We start from the raw sequence: 14,900 nt of genomic DNA on the forward strand, positions 1-14,900 counted from the left end.
TGGCGGCTCAGGCGCTGACGGCGAAGGCTTCGACATCCGAGATGTCGGGGTCGCGCAACACATAGCCCCGGCCCCAAACGGTTTCGATATGACTTCCGTTGCCCGTCGCCTCGGCCAGTTTCTTGCGCAGCTTGCAAATGAACACGTCGATGATCTTCAACTCAGGCTCGTCCATGCCGCCGTAAAGATGGTTCAGGAACATCTCCTTGGTCAACGTGGTGCCCTTGCGCAGGCTCAGAAGTTCAAGCATCTGATATTCCTTGCCGGTCAGATGCACCGTCGTCCCCTCAACCTGAACGGTCTTGGCATCGAGGTTCACCTCGACCTTTCCGGTTCGGATCACCGATTGGGAATGTCCTTTGGAGCGCCGGATGATCGCATGAATCCTCGCGATCAGTTCCTCGCGGTGGAACGGTTTGGTGAGATAGTCATCGGCGCCAAACCCGAAGCCCTTGATCTTGTCTTCGCTGGCATCATTGCCCGACAGGATCAGGATCGGCGTTTCGATCCGCGCCAGGCGCAATTGCCGCAGCACATCAAGCCCGTTCATGTCAGGAAGGTTCAGATCAAGAAGGATCAAATCGTAATCATAAAGCTTGGCCAGGTCGATGCCTTCCTCCCCCAGATCGGTGGAATAGACGTTGAGGTTGGCGTTACCCAACATCAGTTCGATACTCTTAGAAGTTGTTGGGTCGTCTTCGACCAAAAGCACACGCATCAGGTTTCTCCGCTAGTCGGCGTCCGGCAAAACCGACACTGACGAATAAAGGTTAACGTGACGTTAGCATGACTCCCTCTGGTTGCACAATCTTGGGTTGTATTCGATATCGGGTTTACCGATACCGTTGCACACATGTCGCTTTCAGGCCGTCACGCCCGTGTCGTCCGGCAGCGTCAATCCAGCCATCGAGCTCTTCTTCGCTCAGATCATAGCGATCGAGCGCTTCGGTCTTTGAGATCAATTCGTGCACGACTGCATCGACAATCACGGCCTTGCGCGATGCCACCCAGCGATAGGTGTTGGGCGGCGGCAGATCCGCACGTGTCAGAATCTTGCCGTTCGCCAACGTCACCGTTCGCGGCCCACTTGTCTTTTTCAGGTACATCCCAAGCCCTTTCGCCAAACCAATCATGCGGTGCCTGCGACATTTGCGGGCTGCGCCTTAATGCGACGTGAAGCGAAGGGTTGAGAGTATGTTGGATTTACCTATATTTCGCGCAATCACCCGAATTGCGGAGACTCACATGGCCCTTGATGCGCCAACGCTCAATTCGCTTGGCTTTGCCAAGGCACCGTCGGACACCCGCGTCGTCGTGGCGATGTCGGGTGGCGTGGACAGTTCCGTTGTGGCCGCGCAGCTTGCAGAAGAAGGCTATGATGTTGTTGGCGTGACGCTCCAGCTTTACGATCACGGCGCGGCGCTGGCCAAGAAAGGTGCGTGCTGCGCCGGGCTCGATATCCACGATGCGCGCCGTGTGGCCGAAGATATGGGCTTTCCGCATTACGTTCTCGATTATGAGAACATTTTTAAGGATGCGGTGATCGACGAGTTCGCCGACAGCTATCTGGGCGGCGCGACTCCGGTGCCCTGCATCCGCTGCAACGAGCGGGTGAAGTTCAAGGATCTGCTGGAAACGGCGCGCGATCTCGAGGCCGATTGCATGGCGACCGGTCATTACATCCAGCGCAAGATGGGTGCGCATGGCCCCGAGCTGCACAGCGCAGAGGATGCCAACCGCGATCAGAGCTACTTCCTGTTCTCGACCACCCCCGAGCAGCTCGACTATCTGCGCTTTCCGCTTGGCCATCTGCCGTCCAAGGATGCAACCCGCGCTTTGGCAGCGCGCTATGGGCTGCAAGTGGCGGACAAGCCGGACAGCCAGGACATCTGCTTTGTGCCGAACGGCAACTACGCGGCCGTGATCGAGAAACTGCGACCCGGTGCTGCCGAGCCGGGCGAGATCGTGCACGCCGACGGGCGCGTTCTGGGGCAGCACAATGGCGTCATTCACTACACGATCGGTCAACGGCGCGGTCTCGGGATCGGCGGGCTGAGCGATCCGCTTTATGTCGTCAAGCTCGATGTGGACGCAAAGCAGGTGATCGTCGGTCCGAAAGACATGCTGTCGACCCGCGTCATTCCGGTGCGCGAGATCAATTGGCTGGGTGACGAAGCGTTCACCTCGCAGCCCGAATGGCACGTCTCGGTCAAGGTTCGCTCCACCCGTCCGCCGCGCGACGCGATCATCCGCCCCATTTCGGCCACCGAAGCCGAGGTCGAGCTGCTGACACCGGAGGAAGGCGTGTCACCCGGCCAGGCCTGTGTGTTTTATCAAACGGAAGGCAGCCGCATCCTTGGCGGTGGCTGGATCTGGCGCGGACAGTAGACGCCATCGGTGGTGAACCGCCGATATCGCGTCGCCGATTGAGTCTCACTGCGCCACGGTCCACATTGATGCAAATGTGACCGGCCAAGGATTCCGCGCTGCCATGCAAGACCGTATCCCGACACGGATCGTCTGCATCGTGCCCCGCCTGGGTGCGAGCGTTGGCGGCGGAAAAATGAACGCCATTTTCCGCCGCATGAACCTGCTGAGCGAGCGCGAGAACACACAGGTCATCCTTTTGAACCTGCATCACGGCGTGAAGCAGAAAATCGCCTTTTCCGACCTTGCAGCGCGGGGCGTGTTCGATCCGCGGGTCACGCATCTGTCCTTGCACGAATTTTGCGCCCCGTCTGGTACCGCCGATCCACCGGCGCTTCCGGATTGGGACGACCGCAAGACGACTCACAGGGCCAAGACGCGCGTGTCGTATTATTCGCAAGGCGCGCTGGTCATGCGAGACACGGTGGATTCGACATCGGCGGGAGATCTGACGATCCGGCACATCCTGACCGATCCGGACCGCGATGTGCGGCTGAAGTATCTCGACTCCGTTCTGGTTGAGGCACTCGCCCGGTTCGGTGACGGGATCGTGGAAAAAACGCTCTACGCGCAAGGGCGGCCGGTCTGCACCACCCGGCAAGAGCACAAGGCGTTTCTCTACGCCGACTGCGCGCTGACAGGCCAGCGCTACCGCGATGAGAAAAACCATCAGAAAGCGCTGGTGGCAAATCTGTTTCCCGATAACTGCATCGTGTTCGTCGACGGGATCACCAGTGCTTATCTCTCGCGTCATATCCCGGCTCAGAAGGTGCTGTTTCTCCACGCCGATCACCGCGCGCCGGATGGCAGCGTCGTGCCGCGTTCGCGATCCCTGATCGAAACGTTTGACGGCGATGCCATCATCACCGCGACCCATGTGCACAAGGCCCGCCTTGAGGCTGACACACGCCACACCGCACCGATCCGTGTCATTCCGCACTACGCGGATTCCGCCGCGCCGAGCGACGGCCCGCGTGCCCATATCTGCACCGTGTCGCGGCTGGAATTGCAGGGCAAACCGATCCACCACTGCATTGAAGCCTTCGCCCGGATCATGCACCTGATACCTGGATGCGATTATCTGATCTACGGCTCGGGGCTTGGCCAGGCACGCCTGGAACAACTGGTTGCACATCTGAACTGCGCGGACCGCGTTTTTCTGATGGGTCACACATCGAACGCGGCGGCGGTCTTCAACGCATCGCTCTTGTCGCTTGCTCCTACGATGACCGAGGGGTTCGGCTTGGCCTTGCTTGAATCTCTGGCGCACGGGTGTCCGGTGATCAGTTACGATGTGGATTACGGCCCACGCGAATTGGTGCAGCCCGGTCACAACGGCGAATTGGTGCGTCCGGGCGATATCGACGCCATCGCGCAGGCCATTCTGAAGGTACACGCGCAGCGCGACCGTTATGCGGCAGGATGCGCCGAGACTGCGCAGCGCTATTCGTTTGACGTCTACAGCCGGAATTATCACCACCTGATCGACGATCTGACGGGGCAGGGTTTTGCCTTTGACATCGCCGCACCCGATTTGCGCGCCGAAGTTGCGGCCGCGCTTGAGACTGCGCCCCAAGCGCACAAGCCGCGCCTTCTGGATCTTTATATCGACCTAAGCGCACAACGCCGCGATCTTGACGGCATGTATCGCGGGTTCCAGCAAAAAGCGACGTTGCTCCCGCAGATGCAGCGCCCGTTGCTGCGCTGTATCTGGCTCAGCCGACGGTTGGGGCGCGTCGAGGAATGCAGAGAGCATCTTGACCGGTTCGCACAACGATTTCCTGTCAACCACACCCAGTTCGTCACCCGCCATCCCGAGTTTCTGGAGTTTACCGAAGCGGGGGTCTAAGGGGTCGCGCTTACAGGCTGCATTTGTCGCGCATGAACGCCAACGCGACCGACAGGCCATCGGGTGCGATGCCGTGTCCGGTGCCCTTCATGATATGGGCAAACACATCCTGCCATCCCGCATTTTGCAGCGCATCCGCCGCCTCTGGCAGCGATTGTGGCGGGACCACATCGTCCTGATCGCCATGCACCAGCAGGATCGGCATCCGGCTCACCACTTCGTCGGCCAGAAGTTCAGGCGCCAGCAAGCGCCCCGAAAAGGCGACGATGCCCGCCACCGGGTCTTCGCGGCGCGGGGCGACGTGCAGCGCCATCATCGTGCCCTGGCTAAAGCCGAACAACACGACCTGTTCCGGCAACAGATCCTCGTCCACCATGAGCGCATCCAGAAACGCGTTCAGATCATCGACCGCGCGCGCCATTCCGGCCATCGCTTCCTCTTCCGAGGAATTGTCGATCCACGGGATCGGAAACCACTGGAAGCCGAACGGCGCACCGGCGCAGGCTTCGGGCGCATCGGGAGCCACAAACAGCGTGTCGGGCAGATGCTCGGCCAGCGGGTCAGCCAGCCCCAGAAGATCCGCGCCATTGGCGCCATAGCCATGCAGGAACACCACCGCCGAGCGGGTCTCTCCCGACAATGCGTCCTTGCGTCCGGCGCTCAAAACCCGTGTCATGCGATCCCCTCTCGATCTTTTGCAACGTGGTAGTAGGCCCAGAGCGCGCGGGCCGCAACCGATCTCCACGGACTCCACGCCTCAGCCATCTGGCGCAGCGCTTTCTCCTTTGGGCGTTCGGGCAGATCGAACAACAAGCGCGCGCTTTCCTGCAACGCCAGATCGCCGGGCGCGAACACGTCTGCCCGGCCGAGCGAAAACATCGCGTAGATTTCGGCCGTCCAGACGCCGATGCCGGTCACCGCCGTCAATGTCGTGACCACCGCGTCATCCGGCGCAGCGCGCAAGGCGTCATAGTCGATGCCGGCCTCTGCCAAAGCGCAGGCATAGCGGGCCTTCTGACGGCTCAGACCCAACGCCTTCAACCCGTCTTGATCCAAGGCCAACACAGCATCCGGCGTCACGGCAGCCGCCTTTTCCAGCCGCGCCCAGATCGCACGCGCCGACGCGACGCTGACCTGCTGGCTGACAATCGCGCTCAAAAGCTGTGCAAACCCGTCCGGCCGCCGCCGTAGCGGCAGGTTGCCAGTGTGCGACAGAGCGTCCGCAAAGCGCGGTTCGGTTCGCGCCAGCCACGCCGCCCCTTCCGCCACGCACGCCTCGGTTTCGATCAGGCGTCCCACCACGTCCGTGCCTCCAACCATGTTATCGCTTCATCGACATCGCAGACCACCGGCCCGAGATCTACCCTCGGACGCGCCACCATCACGACCGGCAGCGCCAAGGCTCGCGCAGCGGCGACCTTGGGCCATCCGCCCGGCCCTCCTGCATTGCGCGTCAGCACCGTGTCGATCCGGAACCTGCGCATCAGTGCGATCTCCGATGCAATGGTGAAGGGCGCTGTGCCAGTCAGATAGCGCCCATGACGCAAGGGGAACGTCGTGTGACGCTCGCTCAGTTGCCGCACGAAGACGTGGGCCTGTCTGAGCGCGCGCATCTCCGTCAACGCGGCGCGCCCCAGCGTCACCAACACCCGCGCCCCATGCGGAACACGCGCAGCCGCCGAGTCAACGTTTCTGGCGGGAATCCACAGGTCGCGCCGCCCGGCCCGCCATTCGGGACGGCGGATCGTGACGCTGGGCAAATTTATCGAGCGGGCCAGAACCGCGCCCTTGCTGAGTGTTTCGGCATCGCAAGGGTGCGGTGCGATAACCAGCGCCGAGGCTCCGTGTATCCAGTTCTGCAACTCGGTCTCCGTTGACGCGACCTGCCCGGTCACCCGGTCGCGCGCCGGCCTCCAGACGCGGGCGCGCGATCCCAACCGCTGCGCCAGCGCGCGCGCTTCGGCAGAGCCGCCGATGATCGCAACCTGTCCCGTTTCAAGATCCCGCATGTCCGACCTGTACAAAGTCGCGAGGCAAACCGCCACAGATATGCGGCCACTCTTGCAGTGAGGCGTATTAGATCCTACCGCTGACCGCATGAGCGATATTGACCATGCCCCCCCGGATCACGCCAGCCAGGACGCGCGTGCCAAGCGCAACGTGTTCGTGCTGGTCTGCGCGCAAGCCATTCTGGGTGCGCAGATGCCGATGCTGTTCACGGTGGGCGGTTTGGCGGGGCAATCGCTTGCCTCCAACATCTGTTTCGCCACGTTACCGATATCGCTGATCGTGCTCGGCTCGATGCTCACTGCGTCGCCTCTTGCCACGTTCATGCAAAGATATGGCCGCCGCGCCGGGTTTACGTTAGGCGCAATCGGTGGCGCGTTGGGCGGCGCAATCGGCGCGTACGGGCTTTATGTCGCGTCCTTTCCGATCTTCCTGCTGGGCAGCTTTCTGACCGGTATGTACATGTCCGCGCAGGGCTTTTACCGCTTTGCCGCTGCCGACACGGCCACCGATGCCTTTCGCCCCAAGGCAATCTCCTATGTCATGGCAGGCGGGCTGGCATCGGCGATCATTGGCCCGCAATTGGTCAAGGCGACGGCGGATGCCTATGTCGTGCCGTTCTTTGGCACCTACATTGCGGTGATCGTGCTCAATATCGTGGGCTCAACGATGTTCTGGTTTCTGGACATTCCCAAGCCCCCGGTGCCTGCCGAGGACAGCCCGAAGGGTCGCACGCGGCTTGAGCTTTTGAAAACACCGCGCATCGCCGTGGCAATCATTTGCGGCATGGTGACCTATGCGCTGATGAACCTCGTGATGACATCCACGCCGCTCGCCGTCGTCGGCTGCGGCTTTACGCCGGGGATCGCTGCCGACATCGTGTCGGCGCACGTTCTGGCGATGTTTGCGCCGTCGTTTTTCACCGGCCACCTGATCGTGCGTTTCGGGGTGGAAAAGATCCTTGCCACCGGCTTGCTTATTCTGGCAGCGTCCGGCGCGGTTGCGTTGCAAGGCGTTGAACTTGAAAACTTCTATATCTCTCTGATCCTGCTTGGCGTTGGCTGGAACTTCGGCTTCATCGGAGCCACGACCATGCTCACCGCTTCGCATGAACCGCACGAACGCGGCCGGGTTCAGGGTATGAACGATGTGCTGGTGTTCGGTGGTGTGACGGTGGCGTCCCTTGCCTCGGGCGGATTGCTGAACTGTTCGGGCGGAACGGCGGTCGAGGGGTGGAACATGGTTGCAATGGCGATGACCCCGTTCCTGGTGCTGGCGGGCGGCGCGTTGCTCTGGTTGACGCTCAGGCCGCGTGAAGAAACGTCTTAATCCGTAAAATTTGCGGCATTCTGCTGGGCAGGCGTAAATGTCTCTTCAGAGTTTCAGGGCATTTCAACAGGCAATGTCCACTGGAATGGTGCCTGCGGTGTCGCGACCTCTCTCTATCTCTCTCCTGCTTACGTTGCCGATCCTGACGGCCTGCCAACATTACGACAAGGCGGCGCATTTCGCCGCTGGCGCGGCGGTGTCGCAAATCGTCGCCACGCAAACCGATAGCAAAGCCACGGGCTGCGCGGCGGCGGTCGGGGTTGGTATTCTCAAGGAGCTGGTCGACGACGTTGTTGATCCGGCCGACATCGTGGCAACCGGCCTTGGGTGTAGCGTGTCTTTGGCGTTCTAGCGACGTTTACCAGCGACCGGTCGCCGCCTGCCACATCAGCCGCGCCTTCTTTGCCGCTTCTGAAGTGCCGAGCGTGCCATCGCCGACGCGTGACGGATTGGCGGCGACCTGTTTCAATATCGGCCCGGCCTGCCAGGCCGCAAGAGCGACAGGCCGCGCCGCAGGCGGAACCGCGTTGCGCAACGCCCGCGCTTTGCGCAAGCGGTCAAGTCCATCCTTTGCCAGATCGCGCACGGCATCGGCGCGCCCGTCGACCAAGGGTATGCGGTCCTGCCGCTCCAGATCCGGGACGGCCTGCAAAAACCGGGCAAGCCCGCTGGCATAGCCGAGGTGTTTCAACGCGTCCGGCGTTTGCCCGGATAGGGATTGCGCCGCGGCCATCAACAGGGATTCAGCCGTGTCTTCGATATATTGCGAAAAAGCGGCGCTATCCTCGAACGGATGCCGATAGGCGTCCCACACGCGGGCCGAGACGGCCCGTTGCAAGTGCCGCGCCGCCTCGGCGTCAAGCACATGCGCCAAAGAGGTCACGACCTCGTGTCGCCGCACGAGTCCACCCGACGCGATCTCTTCCAACGCATCGCTCCACCATTGCAGCCGCATTTCAGCAATCATCGGTTCCTTGGTCACCCAGGGCGCACGCGACACTTCGATGTTGAAGGCGTAAATCGGAAACAGCACCTTGCGCGCCGCAACCGGTGCGGCCATCGTCGCCGCGAAGCGATCCGGATCACCGCGTTCGACCAGTTGCGCGCAGGCTGTCAGATCGGCATCGAACGTCACCGCGCACCGTCCCGTACCAGTTTCCAGCGAACCGCGTCGAGCAGCGCCTCGAAGGACGCGTCGATGATGTTGGCGCTCACCCCGACCGTGGACCAGCGCCGCCCCTGCCCGTCTTCGCTGTCAATGATCACCCGCGTCACGGCCTCGGTGCCGCCTTGCGTGATGCGCACCTTGAAGTCGACGAGGCGCATGTCGTCGATCATCTCCTGATAGGGTCCCAGATCCTTGGACAACGCTTTGGAAAGCGCGTTCACCGGGCCGCGGTCATTGCCAAGATCATCCATCGACTCGCTCACCGACAGCTTCTTTTCGCCGTCGATCTTGACCACGACAACCGCTTCGGAATGGGAAATCATCTTGTTGTACTTGTTCTTGCGCCGTTCGACCGTGACCCGGTAACGTTTGACTTCGAAGAAATCCGGCAATTGCCCCAATTCGTCGCGGGCCAGAAGCTCGAAACTGGCCTGCGCGGTGTCGTAGGAATAGCCCTCGTTCTCGCGCGCCTTGATCCGGTCGAGAATGCGCGCAAGGGCCGGATCCTTGTCCGACACCTCGATGCCCGCTTCCGCCAGTCGGCGGCGCAGGTTCGATTGTCCCGCCTGATTGGACATCGGGATGATGCGGCGATTGCCGACTGTGCCCGGTTCGACATGCTCGTATGTCGTCGGATCCTTGAGGATCGCGCTGGCGTGCAGCCCCGCCTTGTGGGCAAACGCGGATGATCCGACATAAGCGGCTTGTTTCAACGGCACACGGTTCAGGATTTCATCCAGCATCCGGCTGATGCGGGTCATGCCCTCCAACGCCTCCAGCGACACGCCGATCTCGTATTCGCTGGCGTAGGGTTCCTTGAGCAGCAGGGTCGGGATCAGCGAGGTCAGGTTGGCATTGCCACAGCGTTCGCCCAACCCGTTCAGCGTGCCCTGAATCTGGCGCGCGCCGGCATCGACCGCCGCCAGAGTCGCCGCGACAGCCATTTCTGTATCGTTGTGCGTATGGATACCGAGGTGCTCGCCCGGGATGCCCGCGGCGATGATGTCCGAAGTGATCCGCGCCACTTCGCGCGGCAGGGTGCCGCCGTTGGTGTCGCAGAGGACAATCCAGCGCGCGCCTGCATCGTAAGCGGCCTTCACGCAAGTCAGCGCATAGTCGGGATTGGCCTTGTAGCCATCAAAGAAATGCTCGGCATCAAACAGCGCCTCGCGCCCTTGCGCCACGATATGAGCGACAGAGGCGCGGATGTTCTCGACGTTTTCGTCCAGCGTGATACCGAGGGCCGCCGTGACATGGAAATCATGTGTCTTGCCGACCAGACAGACGGATTTGGTGCCCGCGTTCATCACCGCTGCCAGCACGTCGTCATTCTCCGCCGAACGGCCTGCGCGTTTGGTCATGCCAAAGGCGGTGATGGTTGCGCGGGTTTGGCCGACCTCGTCGAAAAAGGCGGAATCGGTGGGGTTCGCGCCGGGCCAGCCACCTTCGATATAGTCGATCCCCAGCGCATCCAGAGCTTCGGCGATCCGCAGCTTCTCGGGGGTCGAGAACTGCACGCCTTGCGTCTGTTGTCCGTCGCGCAGGGTAGTGTCGTAGAGGGTGAGGCGGGTTTTGGTCATTGCGAGCCTTTAAGAACGAAGGGCAGCCCCCGGCCGCGGGTGGGGGTGAAGCCCCCGCCCTTGGGGGCGGTCGGGGGCTGCCCGGCGTGCCGCCGGGCGAAACGCAAAGCAAGCCTACTCCCGTTACAATTCACGACTTTGCCCAAGGAAAAAGACCGTCAAAATAGGCCTTGAGTTGCCTTTCAAACTTCGACTTCTCGAAACCTTTTCCACGTTTAAGATCAATGTCAGTTTTGGACATGCGCACCTCGACATTCGCCTCAATTAGCATTTTCTTGAACGCATCTACCTTGGAAAAGTCTCTATTTTCCATGGCATTGTTCCTTAAGCTGATGAGATAATCAGAGATCTCCGAAAAATCATATGACTGCTTGGCCCAATCACCCATTTTTGGCGCTAACAGACCCAGCAAATTCGCAGATGCCATAAATTCTTCGAATTTACCATTCACATCGAACTTGGGGACGTCAGCATCGCTTTCAAAAGCTAGTAAAAGATTTGCTAATTCGTGTAACTTGCTCAATGCGCCTGCTGTATTTAGATCATTGGACAGTAAATCAACAACTTCGTGGCTTGGAACGGAGGGAACAACGCCTTTCGTCAAGTCTCTCCACTTAAGTAGCGTAGCCTCGGCCTGTTCCGCCTTCTCTGTCGTCCAATCCATCGGCTTGCGGTAATGCGTCGAGAGGAACACGAAGCGGATCACCTCGCCCGGAACACCCTGGTCCAGCAGATCCCGCACCGTAAAGAAGTTCCCCAAACTCTTGGACATCTTGCGCCCCTCGACCTGCAACATCTCGTTGTGCAACCAGTAGCGGGCAAAGCCGTGGCCCGCGCATTTGCTCTGCGCGATCTCGTTCTCGTGGTGCGGGAACATCAGATCGTTACCGCCGCCGTGAATGTCAAAGGTATCGCCCAGCAAATCCTGAGCCATGGCCGAGCATTCGATGTGCCAGCCGGGTCGGCCCCTGCCCCACGGGCTCTCCCATCCGGGCAGATCGTCTGACGACGGCTTCCACATGACGAAATCCATCGGGTTGCGCTTGTAGGGCGCAACCTCGACCCGTGCGCCCGCGATCATGTCATCGACCGACCGCCCGGACAGTTTGCCATAGCCTTCGGGCCAACGGTCTACGGCGAACAGAACATGGCCCTCTGCCTCGTAGGCATGACCGCGCGTGATCAAGTCTTCGATGAAGGCGATCATCTGGTCGATATAGGCGGTGGCGCGCGGCATGTGCGTCGGCTCAAGCGCGCCGATGGCGGCCATGTCGTCCAGATACCAGCCGATCGTCTCGTCGGTGATCTCGCTGATCGAGCGTCCCGATGCAGCGGCGCGGGCGTTGATCTTGTCGTCCACGTCGGTGAAGTTGCGCACATAGGTGACGTGATCCGCACCGTAAACGTGGCGCAACAGGCGGAACAGGACATCGAACACGATCACCGGGCGCGCGTTGCCGAGATGGGCGCGGTCATAGACGGTCGGTCCGCAGACATACATCCGCACGTTTTCAGGATCGAGGGGGGTGAACTCCTCTTTCCGGCGGGTGGCGGTATTGGTCAGCCTGATGGTCATGGGCCTGTCCTCGCAGCGATGGTCGCGGCGGGGGTAACAACTTCACGTCGTCAAGGGAATAGAAGACCGGCCCGCCAGCAAGATTAGCGGATAATGCAGCAAATGAGAGATGCAACACGGATCATGCAGAAATCCTAGCGCCGCGCCCGCACATCGTCAAGAATGTCCGATCACCTGCGCATCGTGGCACGCGTGGCGCGCACATTCCAACTCCAGGGTCGAGTGGTGAATTCCGGCCTTTGCCAAGGCCTGTTTCAGCGCATCCTTGATCTGGTCTGCATCTCCCCAGCGGCCCTCGGCCAGCACCACATGCGCCTCCAGAGCGGCGTCGTGTTCCTGCATCTGCCACAGATGGGCATGGTGGATGTCCTGCACCCCCTCCACCGCCCGCATGTCCGCAAGGATGGATTGGGTATCAAACCCACCGGGCGTTCCAAGCATCAGGATGCGGATCACGCCGCCGATTTCGGCGAACGACATCCACAGGATGTATCCTGCGATCCCGAACGTCACCAGCGGGTCGATGATCTGCCAGTCAAAGAGCAGGATCAACGTACCCGCCACGATCACCGCGACCGATCCCAGCGCATCGGCCAGATTGTGCAGGAACGCCGCGCGGATATTGACGCTGTCCTTGGACATCGCGAAGGTCAGGGCCGCGGTCACAAGATCCACAACCAGCGCGATTCCGGCGATGATGACGACCAGCCAGCCATCCACAACCTCGGGATTGAACAAGCGCAGGACGGCCTCGTAGATCAGGTAGATGCCAAGCAAGATCAGAGTGGTGTAGTTGATCAATGCGGCAATCACCTCGGCGCGCCCGTATCCGAACGTCATCTCGGGTGTGGCGCCCTTTCGAGCGATCTTGCGGGCGGCAAAGGCGATGATCAGCGCCACGGCGTCCGACAGGTTGTGCAATGCGTCGGCAATGAGCGCCAGCGATCCTGAAAGCAGCCCGCCGATGATTTGCGCCACAGTCAGCCCCAGATTGACAGCCACCGCCCAGATCAATCGTCCGTCGCCGGCCTTGGGGTCGATATGGTGATCATGTGGCATGACGCGCTCCGCGAAATTGATGGACGTGGGTGTCGATCAACTCCTTAACGACAAGAAGGTTCATGCGAAACCCGGACCCGCAAGAGACACGGTTGCGGTTACGACGGCTTGGCGCTGGACTTTTGCAGTGACACTCTGGCAAGGACAGGGCAAAATTCTGCGGAGGGTCGAGTGCCTGAATTGTCAAAGCGCATCACCACGCTGAACGGTGACGGGTCCGACGGATGGGGCGTGTTCTATCGCGCACGCGACATGATTGCGGCAGGCGAAGACGTGACCGAATTGACCATCGGCGAGCACGACATCCGCACCGATCCCGCCATTCTGCGCGCGATGTCCGAAAGCGCCTCTGGCGGTCATACGGGCTATGCCGTCGTGCCCGGCGTGCAGGAGTTGCGCGACGCGGTGGCGGCGCGGGTCACCACGCAAACCGGCGTGCCGACCAGCCGCGGCAACGTGATGATCACACCCGGCGGGCAATCGGCGCTGTTTTCGGCCCATATGGCCGTCTGCCAGCCCGGCGATGTGGCGCTTTACGTCGATCCATATTACGCCACCTACCCCGGCGTCGTGCGCTCTGCCGGGGCACTCCCGCGCGCCGTGCAAACGCGCTCGTCCCAAGGCTTCCTGCCACAGCGCGATGAATTGGAGGCGGCTTGCGGCAACGCCGTGTCCCTCTTGGTGAACACACCGAACAACCCCACGGGAGCGGTCTATCCACGCGAGACGCTTGAGACGATTGCGGATGTCGTGCAACGGCACGACATGTGGCTGATCTCGGACGAGGTCTATGACACGCAGGTGTGGGAAGGGACGCATCTGTCACCCCGCGCCCTGCCCGGCATGGCCGAGCGCACGCTTGTCGTCGGGTCGATGTCGAAAAGCCACGCCATGACGGGCAGTCGCGTGGGCTGGATCGTGGGGCCACAGGCCGCGATTGCGTGTCTGATCGATCTTGCGACCAACACCACCTACGGCGTTCCGGGTTATATTCAGGACGCGGCCCTGTTTGCTCTTCGCTCTGGAGACAGGCTCGAGACCGAGGTTGCCGCTCCGTTCCGCCGCCGCCGCGAGATCGCGGCAAAGGTTTTGGCCGGGCACGACTCGCTCCGGGCCATTCCCGCGCAGGGCGCGATGTACCTGATGCTGGATATCCGCAGAACCGGCATGTCAGGAGAGGCGTTCGCCAATGCCCTTCTGGACACGCACAAGATCGCGGTGATGCCGGGCGAGAGCTTTGGCGCCTCGGCGGCGGGCCATGTGAGGATCGCGATGACCGTAGACGACGCACGGTTCGGCACAGCGCTGAAGACGGTGTGCGCCTTCGCGGATGACATGGCGAAAGCGGCCTAGAGAGATGAAAAAGGCCGGGCGTTCGGCCCGGCCTTGTCAAATTCCTTGGGGCGCAAACGCCCTCGCGATCAGCCGACCAGTTCGAGACCGGAGAAGAAGAACGCGATTTCTTCGGCAGCGGTCTCCGGCGCGTCGGAACCGTGAACGGAGTTTTCACCGACGGATTCGGCGAATTCGGCGCGGATCGTTCCGGGTGCTGCGTCGGAGGGGTTGGTGGCGCCCATGACTTCGCGGTTCTTGGCGATTGCGCCCTCGCCTTCGAGAACTTGAACGACAACCGGTTCGGAGGCCATGAACTCGCACAGCTCGTCATAGAACGGGCGCTCGGAGTGAACGGCGTAGAACTGGCCGGCCTGCGCCTTGGTCAGATGAATGCGCTTTTGCGCGATGATGCGCAGACCGGCCTCTTCGAACTTGGCGTTGATCTTGCCGGTCAGGTTGCGGCGGGTTGCGTCGGGTTTGATGATCGAAAAGGTACGTTCGAGGGCCATTTGGGTCGCTCCGTAAGGTTTGGTTTGTGATTGGAGCGCCGGTTAGCATGCGGCTTTCGTC

Annotated in this window: 15 protein-coding genes; 5 read left to right on the forward strand and 10 right to left on the reverse strand. The window is 61.3% G+C overall.

The features are described 5' to 3' along the window. Positions 1 to 7: 7 nt before the first annotated feature. Together ctrA and ACGKZZ_RS07905 are read right to left on the reverse strand one after the other, a co-directional pair. Positions 8 to 718, reverse strand: coding sequence for a response regulator transcription factor CtrA (ctrA, locus tag ACGKZZ_RS07900; protein WP_411222975.1), 711 nt, complete (start codon positions 716 to 718; stop codon positions 8 to 10). Positions 719 to 833: 115 nt separating this feature from the next. Further along, positions 834 to 1,106: a DUF1153 domain-containing protein gene (locus tag ACGKZZ_RS07905; RefSeq protein ID WP_411222976.1), complete on the reverse strand. Its 273-nt coding sequence runs from the start codon at positions 1,104 to 1,106 to the stop codon at positions 834 to 836. Positions 1,107 to 1,245: 139 nt separating this feature from the next. On the opposite strand from ACGKZZ_RS07905, the gene mnmA reads away from it, so the two are divergent. Together mnmA and ACGKZZ_RS07915 are read left to right on the forward strand one after the other, a co-directional pair. Then, the gene (gene mnmA, locus ACGKZZ_RS07910) at positions 1,246 to 2,388 is read left to right on the forward strand and encodes a tRNA 2-thiouridine(34) synthase MnmA (protein WP_411222977.1); all 1,143 of its coding nucleotides are present in this window, start codon (positions 1,246 to 1,248) and stop codon (positions 2,386 to 2,388) included. Positions 2,389 to 2,491: 103 nt separating this feature from the next. After that, a complete protein-coding gene (locus ACGKZZ_RS07915) occupies positions 2,492 to 4,276 on the forward strand; it encodes a glycosyltransferase (RefSeq protein ID WP_411222978.1) in 1,785 nt (594 codons plus the stop codon). Between the two features lie 10 nt (positions 4,277 to 4,286). Here ACGKZZ_RS07915 and ACGKZZ_RS07920 read toward each other — a convergent pair whose 3' ends face one another. Genes ACGKZZ_RS07920 through ACGKZZ_RS07930 form a run of 3 tightly spaced genes read right to left on the reverse strand, consistent with a single transcriptional unit; the run spans position 4,287 to position 6,285 of the window. Then, positions 4,287 to 4,952, reverse strand: coding sequence for an alpha/beta hydrolase (locus tag ACGKZZ_RS07920; protein WP_411222980.1), 666 nt, complete (start codon positions 4,950 to 4,952; stop codon positions 4,287 to 4,289). Next, positions 4,949 to 5,596: a DNA-3-methyladenine glycosylase family protein gene (locus ACGKZZ_RS07925; RefSeq protein WP_411222981.1), complete on the reverse strand. Its 648-nt coding sequence runs from the start codon at positions 5,594 to 5,596 to the stop codon at positions 4,949 to 4,951. Before ACGKZZ_RS07925 ends, ACGKZZ_RS07920 begins: the two co-directional genes overlap by 4 nt. Beyond that, positions 5,563 to 6,285, reverse strand: coding sequence for a precorrin-6A/cobalt-precorrin-6A reductase (locus ACGKZZ_RS07930; protein WP_411222982.1), 723 nt, complete (start codon positions 6,283 to 6,285; stop codon positions 5,563 to 5,565). Before ACGKZZ_RS07930 ends, ACGKZZ_RS07925 begins: the two co-directional genes overlap by 34 nt. Before the next feature lie 88 nt (positions 6,286 to 6,373). Between ACGKZZ_RS07930 and ACGKZZ_RS07935 the strand changes: the two genes are divergently transcribed. Both ACGKZZ_RS07935 and ACGKZZ_RS07940 read left to right on the forward strand, forming a co-directional pair. After that, positions 6,374 to 7,612, forward strand: a complete 1,239-nt coding sequence (locus ACGKZZ_RS07935) for an MFS transporter (protein ID WP_411222983.1) — start codon at positions 6,374 to 6,376, stop codon at positions 7,610 to 7,612. A gap of 73 nt (positions 7,613 to 7,685) precedes the next feature. Further along, the gene (locus tag ACGKZZ_RS07940) at positions 7,686 to 7,964 is read left to right on the forward strand and encodes a hypothetical protein (protein ID WP_411222984.1); all 279 of its coding nucleotides are present in this window, start codon (positions 7,686 to 7,688) and stop codon (positions 7,962 to 7,964) included. A gap of 6 nt (positions 7,965 to 7,970) precedes the next feature. Here ACGKZZ_RS07940 and ACGKZZ_RS07945 read toward each other — a convergent pair whose 3' ends face one another. From ACGKZZ_RS07945 to ACGKZZ_RS07960, 4 genes are all read right to left on the reverse strand, one after another. After that, the gene (locus tag ACGKZZ_RS07945) at positions 7,971 to 8,747 is read right to left on the reverse strand and encodes a squalene/phytoene synthase family protein (protein ID WP_411222985.1); all 777 of its coding nucleotides are present in this window, start codon (positions 8,745 to 8,747) and stop codon (positions 7,971 to 7,973) included. Then, the gene (gene cimA, locus ACGKZZ_RS07950) at positions 8,744 to 10,360 is read right to left on the reverse strand and encodes a citramalate synthase (RefSeq protein WP_411222986.1); all 1,617 of its coding nucleotides are present in this window, start codon (positions 10,358 to 10,360) and stop codon (positions 8,744 to 8,746) included. Before cimA ends, ACGKZZ_RS07945 begins: the two co-directional genes overlap by 4 nt. Positions 10,361 to 10,490: 130 nt before the next feature. After that, a complete protein-coding gene (gene cysS, locus ACGKZZ_RS07955) occupies positions 10,491 to 11,936 on the reverse strand; it encodes a cysteine--tRNA ligase (protein ID WP_411222988.1) in 1,446 nt (481 codons plus the stop codon). 156 nt (positions 11,937 to 12,092) lie between these two features. After that, complete coding sequence (locus ACGKZZ_RS07960; RefSeq protein WP_411222989.1) at positions 12,093 to 12,995, reverse strand: cation diffusion facilitator family transporter; 903 nt, start codon at positions 12,993 to 12,995, stop codon at positions 12,093 to 12,095. A gap of 171 nt (positions 12,996 to 13,166) precedes the next feature. Here ACGKZZ_RS07960 and ACGKZZ_RS07965 point away from each other — a divergent pair, with 171 nt between their 5' ends. Next, the gene (locus ACGKZZ_RS07965; RefSeq protein WP_411222990.1) at positions 13,167 to 14,348 is read left to right on the forward strand and encodes a pyridoxal phosphate-dependent aminotransferase; all 1,182 of its coding nucleotides are present in this window, start codon (positions 13,167 to 13,169) and stop codon (positions 14,346 to 14,348) included. A gap of 68 nt (positions 14,349 to 14,416) precedes the next feature. Here ACGKZZ_RS07965 and ndk read toward each other — a convergent pair whose 3' ends face one another. Next, positions 14,417 to 14,839, reverse strand: a complete 423-nt coding sequence (ndk, locus tag ACGKZZ_RS07970; RefSeq protein WP_411222991.1) for a nucleoside-diphosphate kinase — start codon at positions 14,837 to 14,839, stop codon at positions 14,417 to 14,419. Positions 14,840 to 14,900: the final 61 nt, after the last annotated feature.

It is taken from the genome of Marivita sp. S2033 (assembly GCF_046592965.1).
Classification (GTDB): domain Bacteria; phylum Pseudomonadota; class Alphaproteobacteria; order Rhodobacterales; family Rhodobacteraceae; genus Marivita.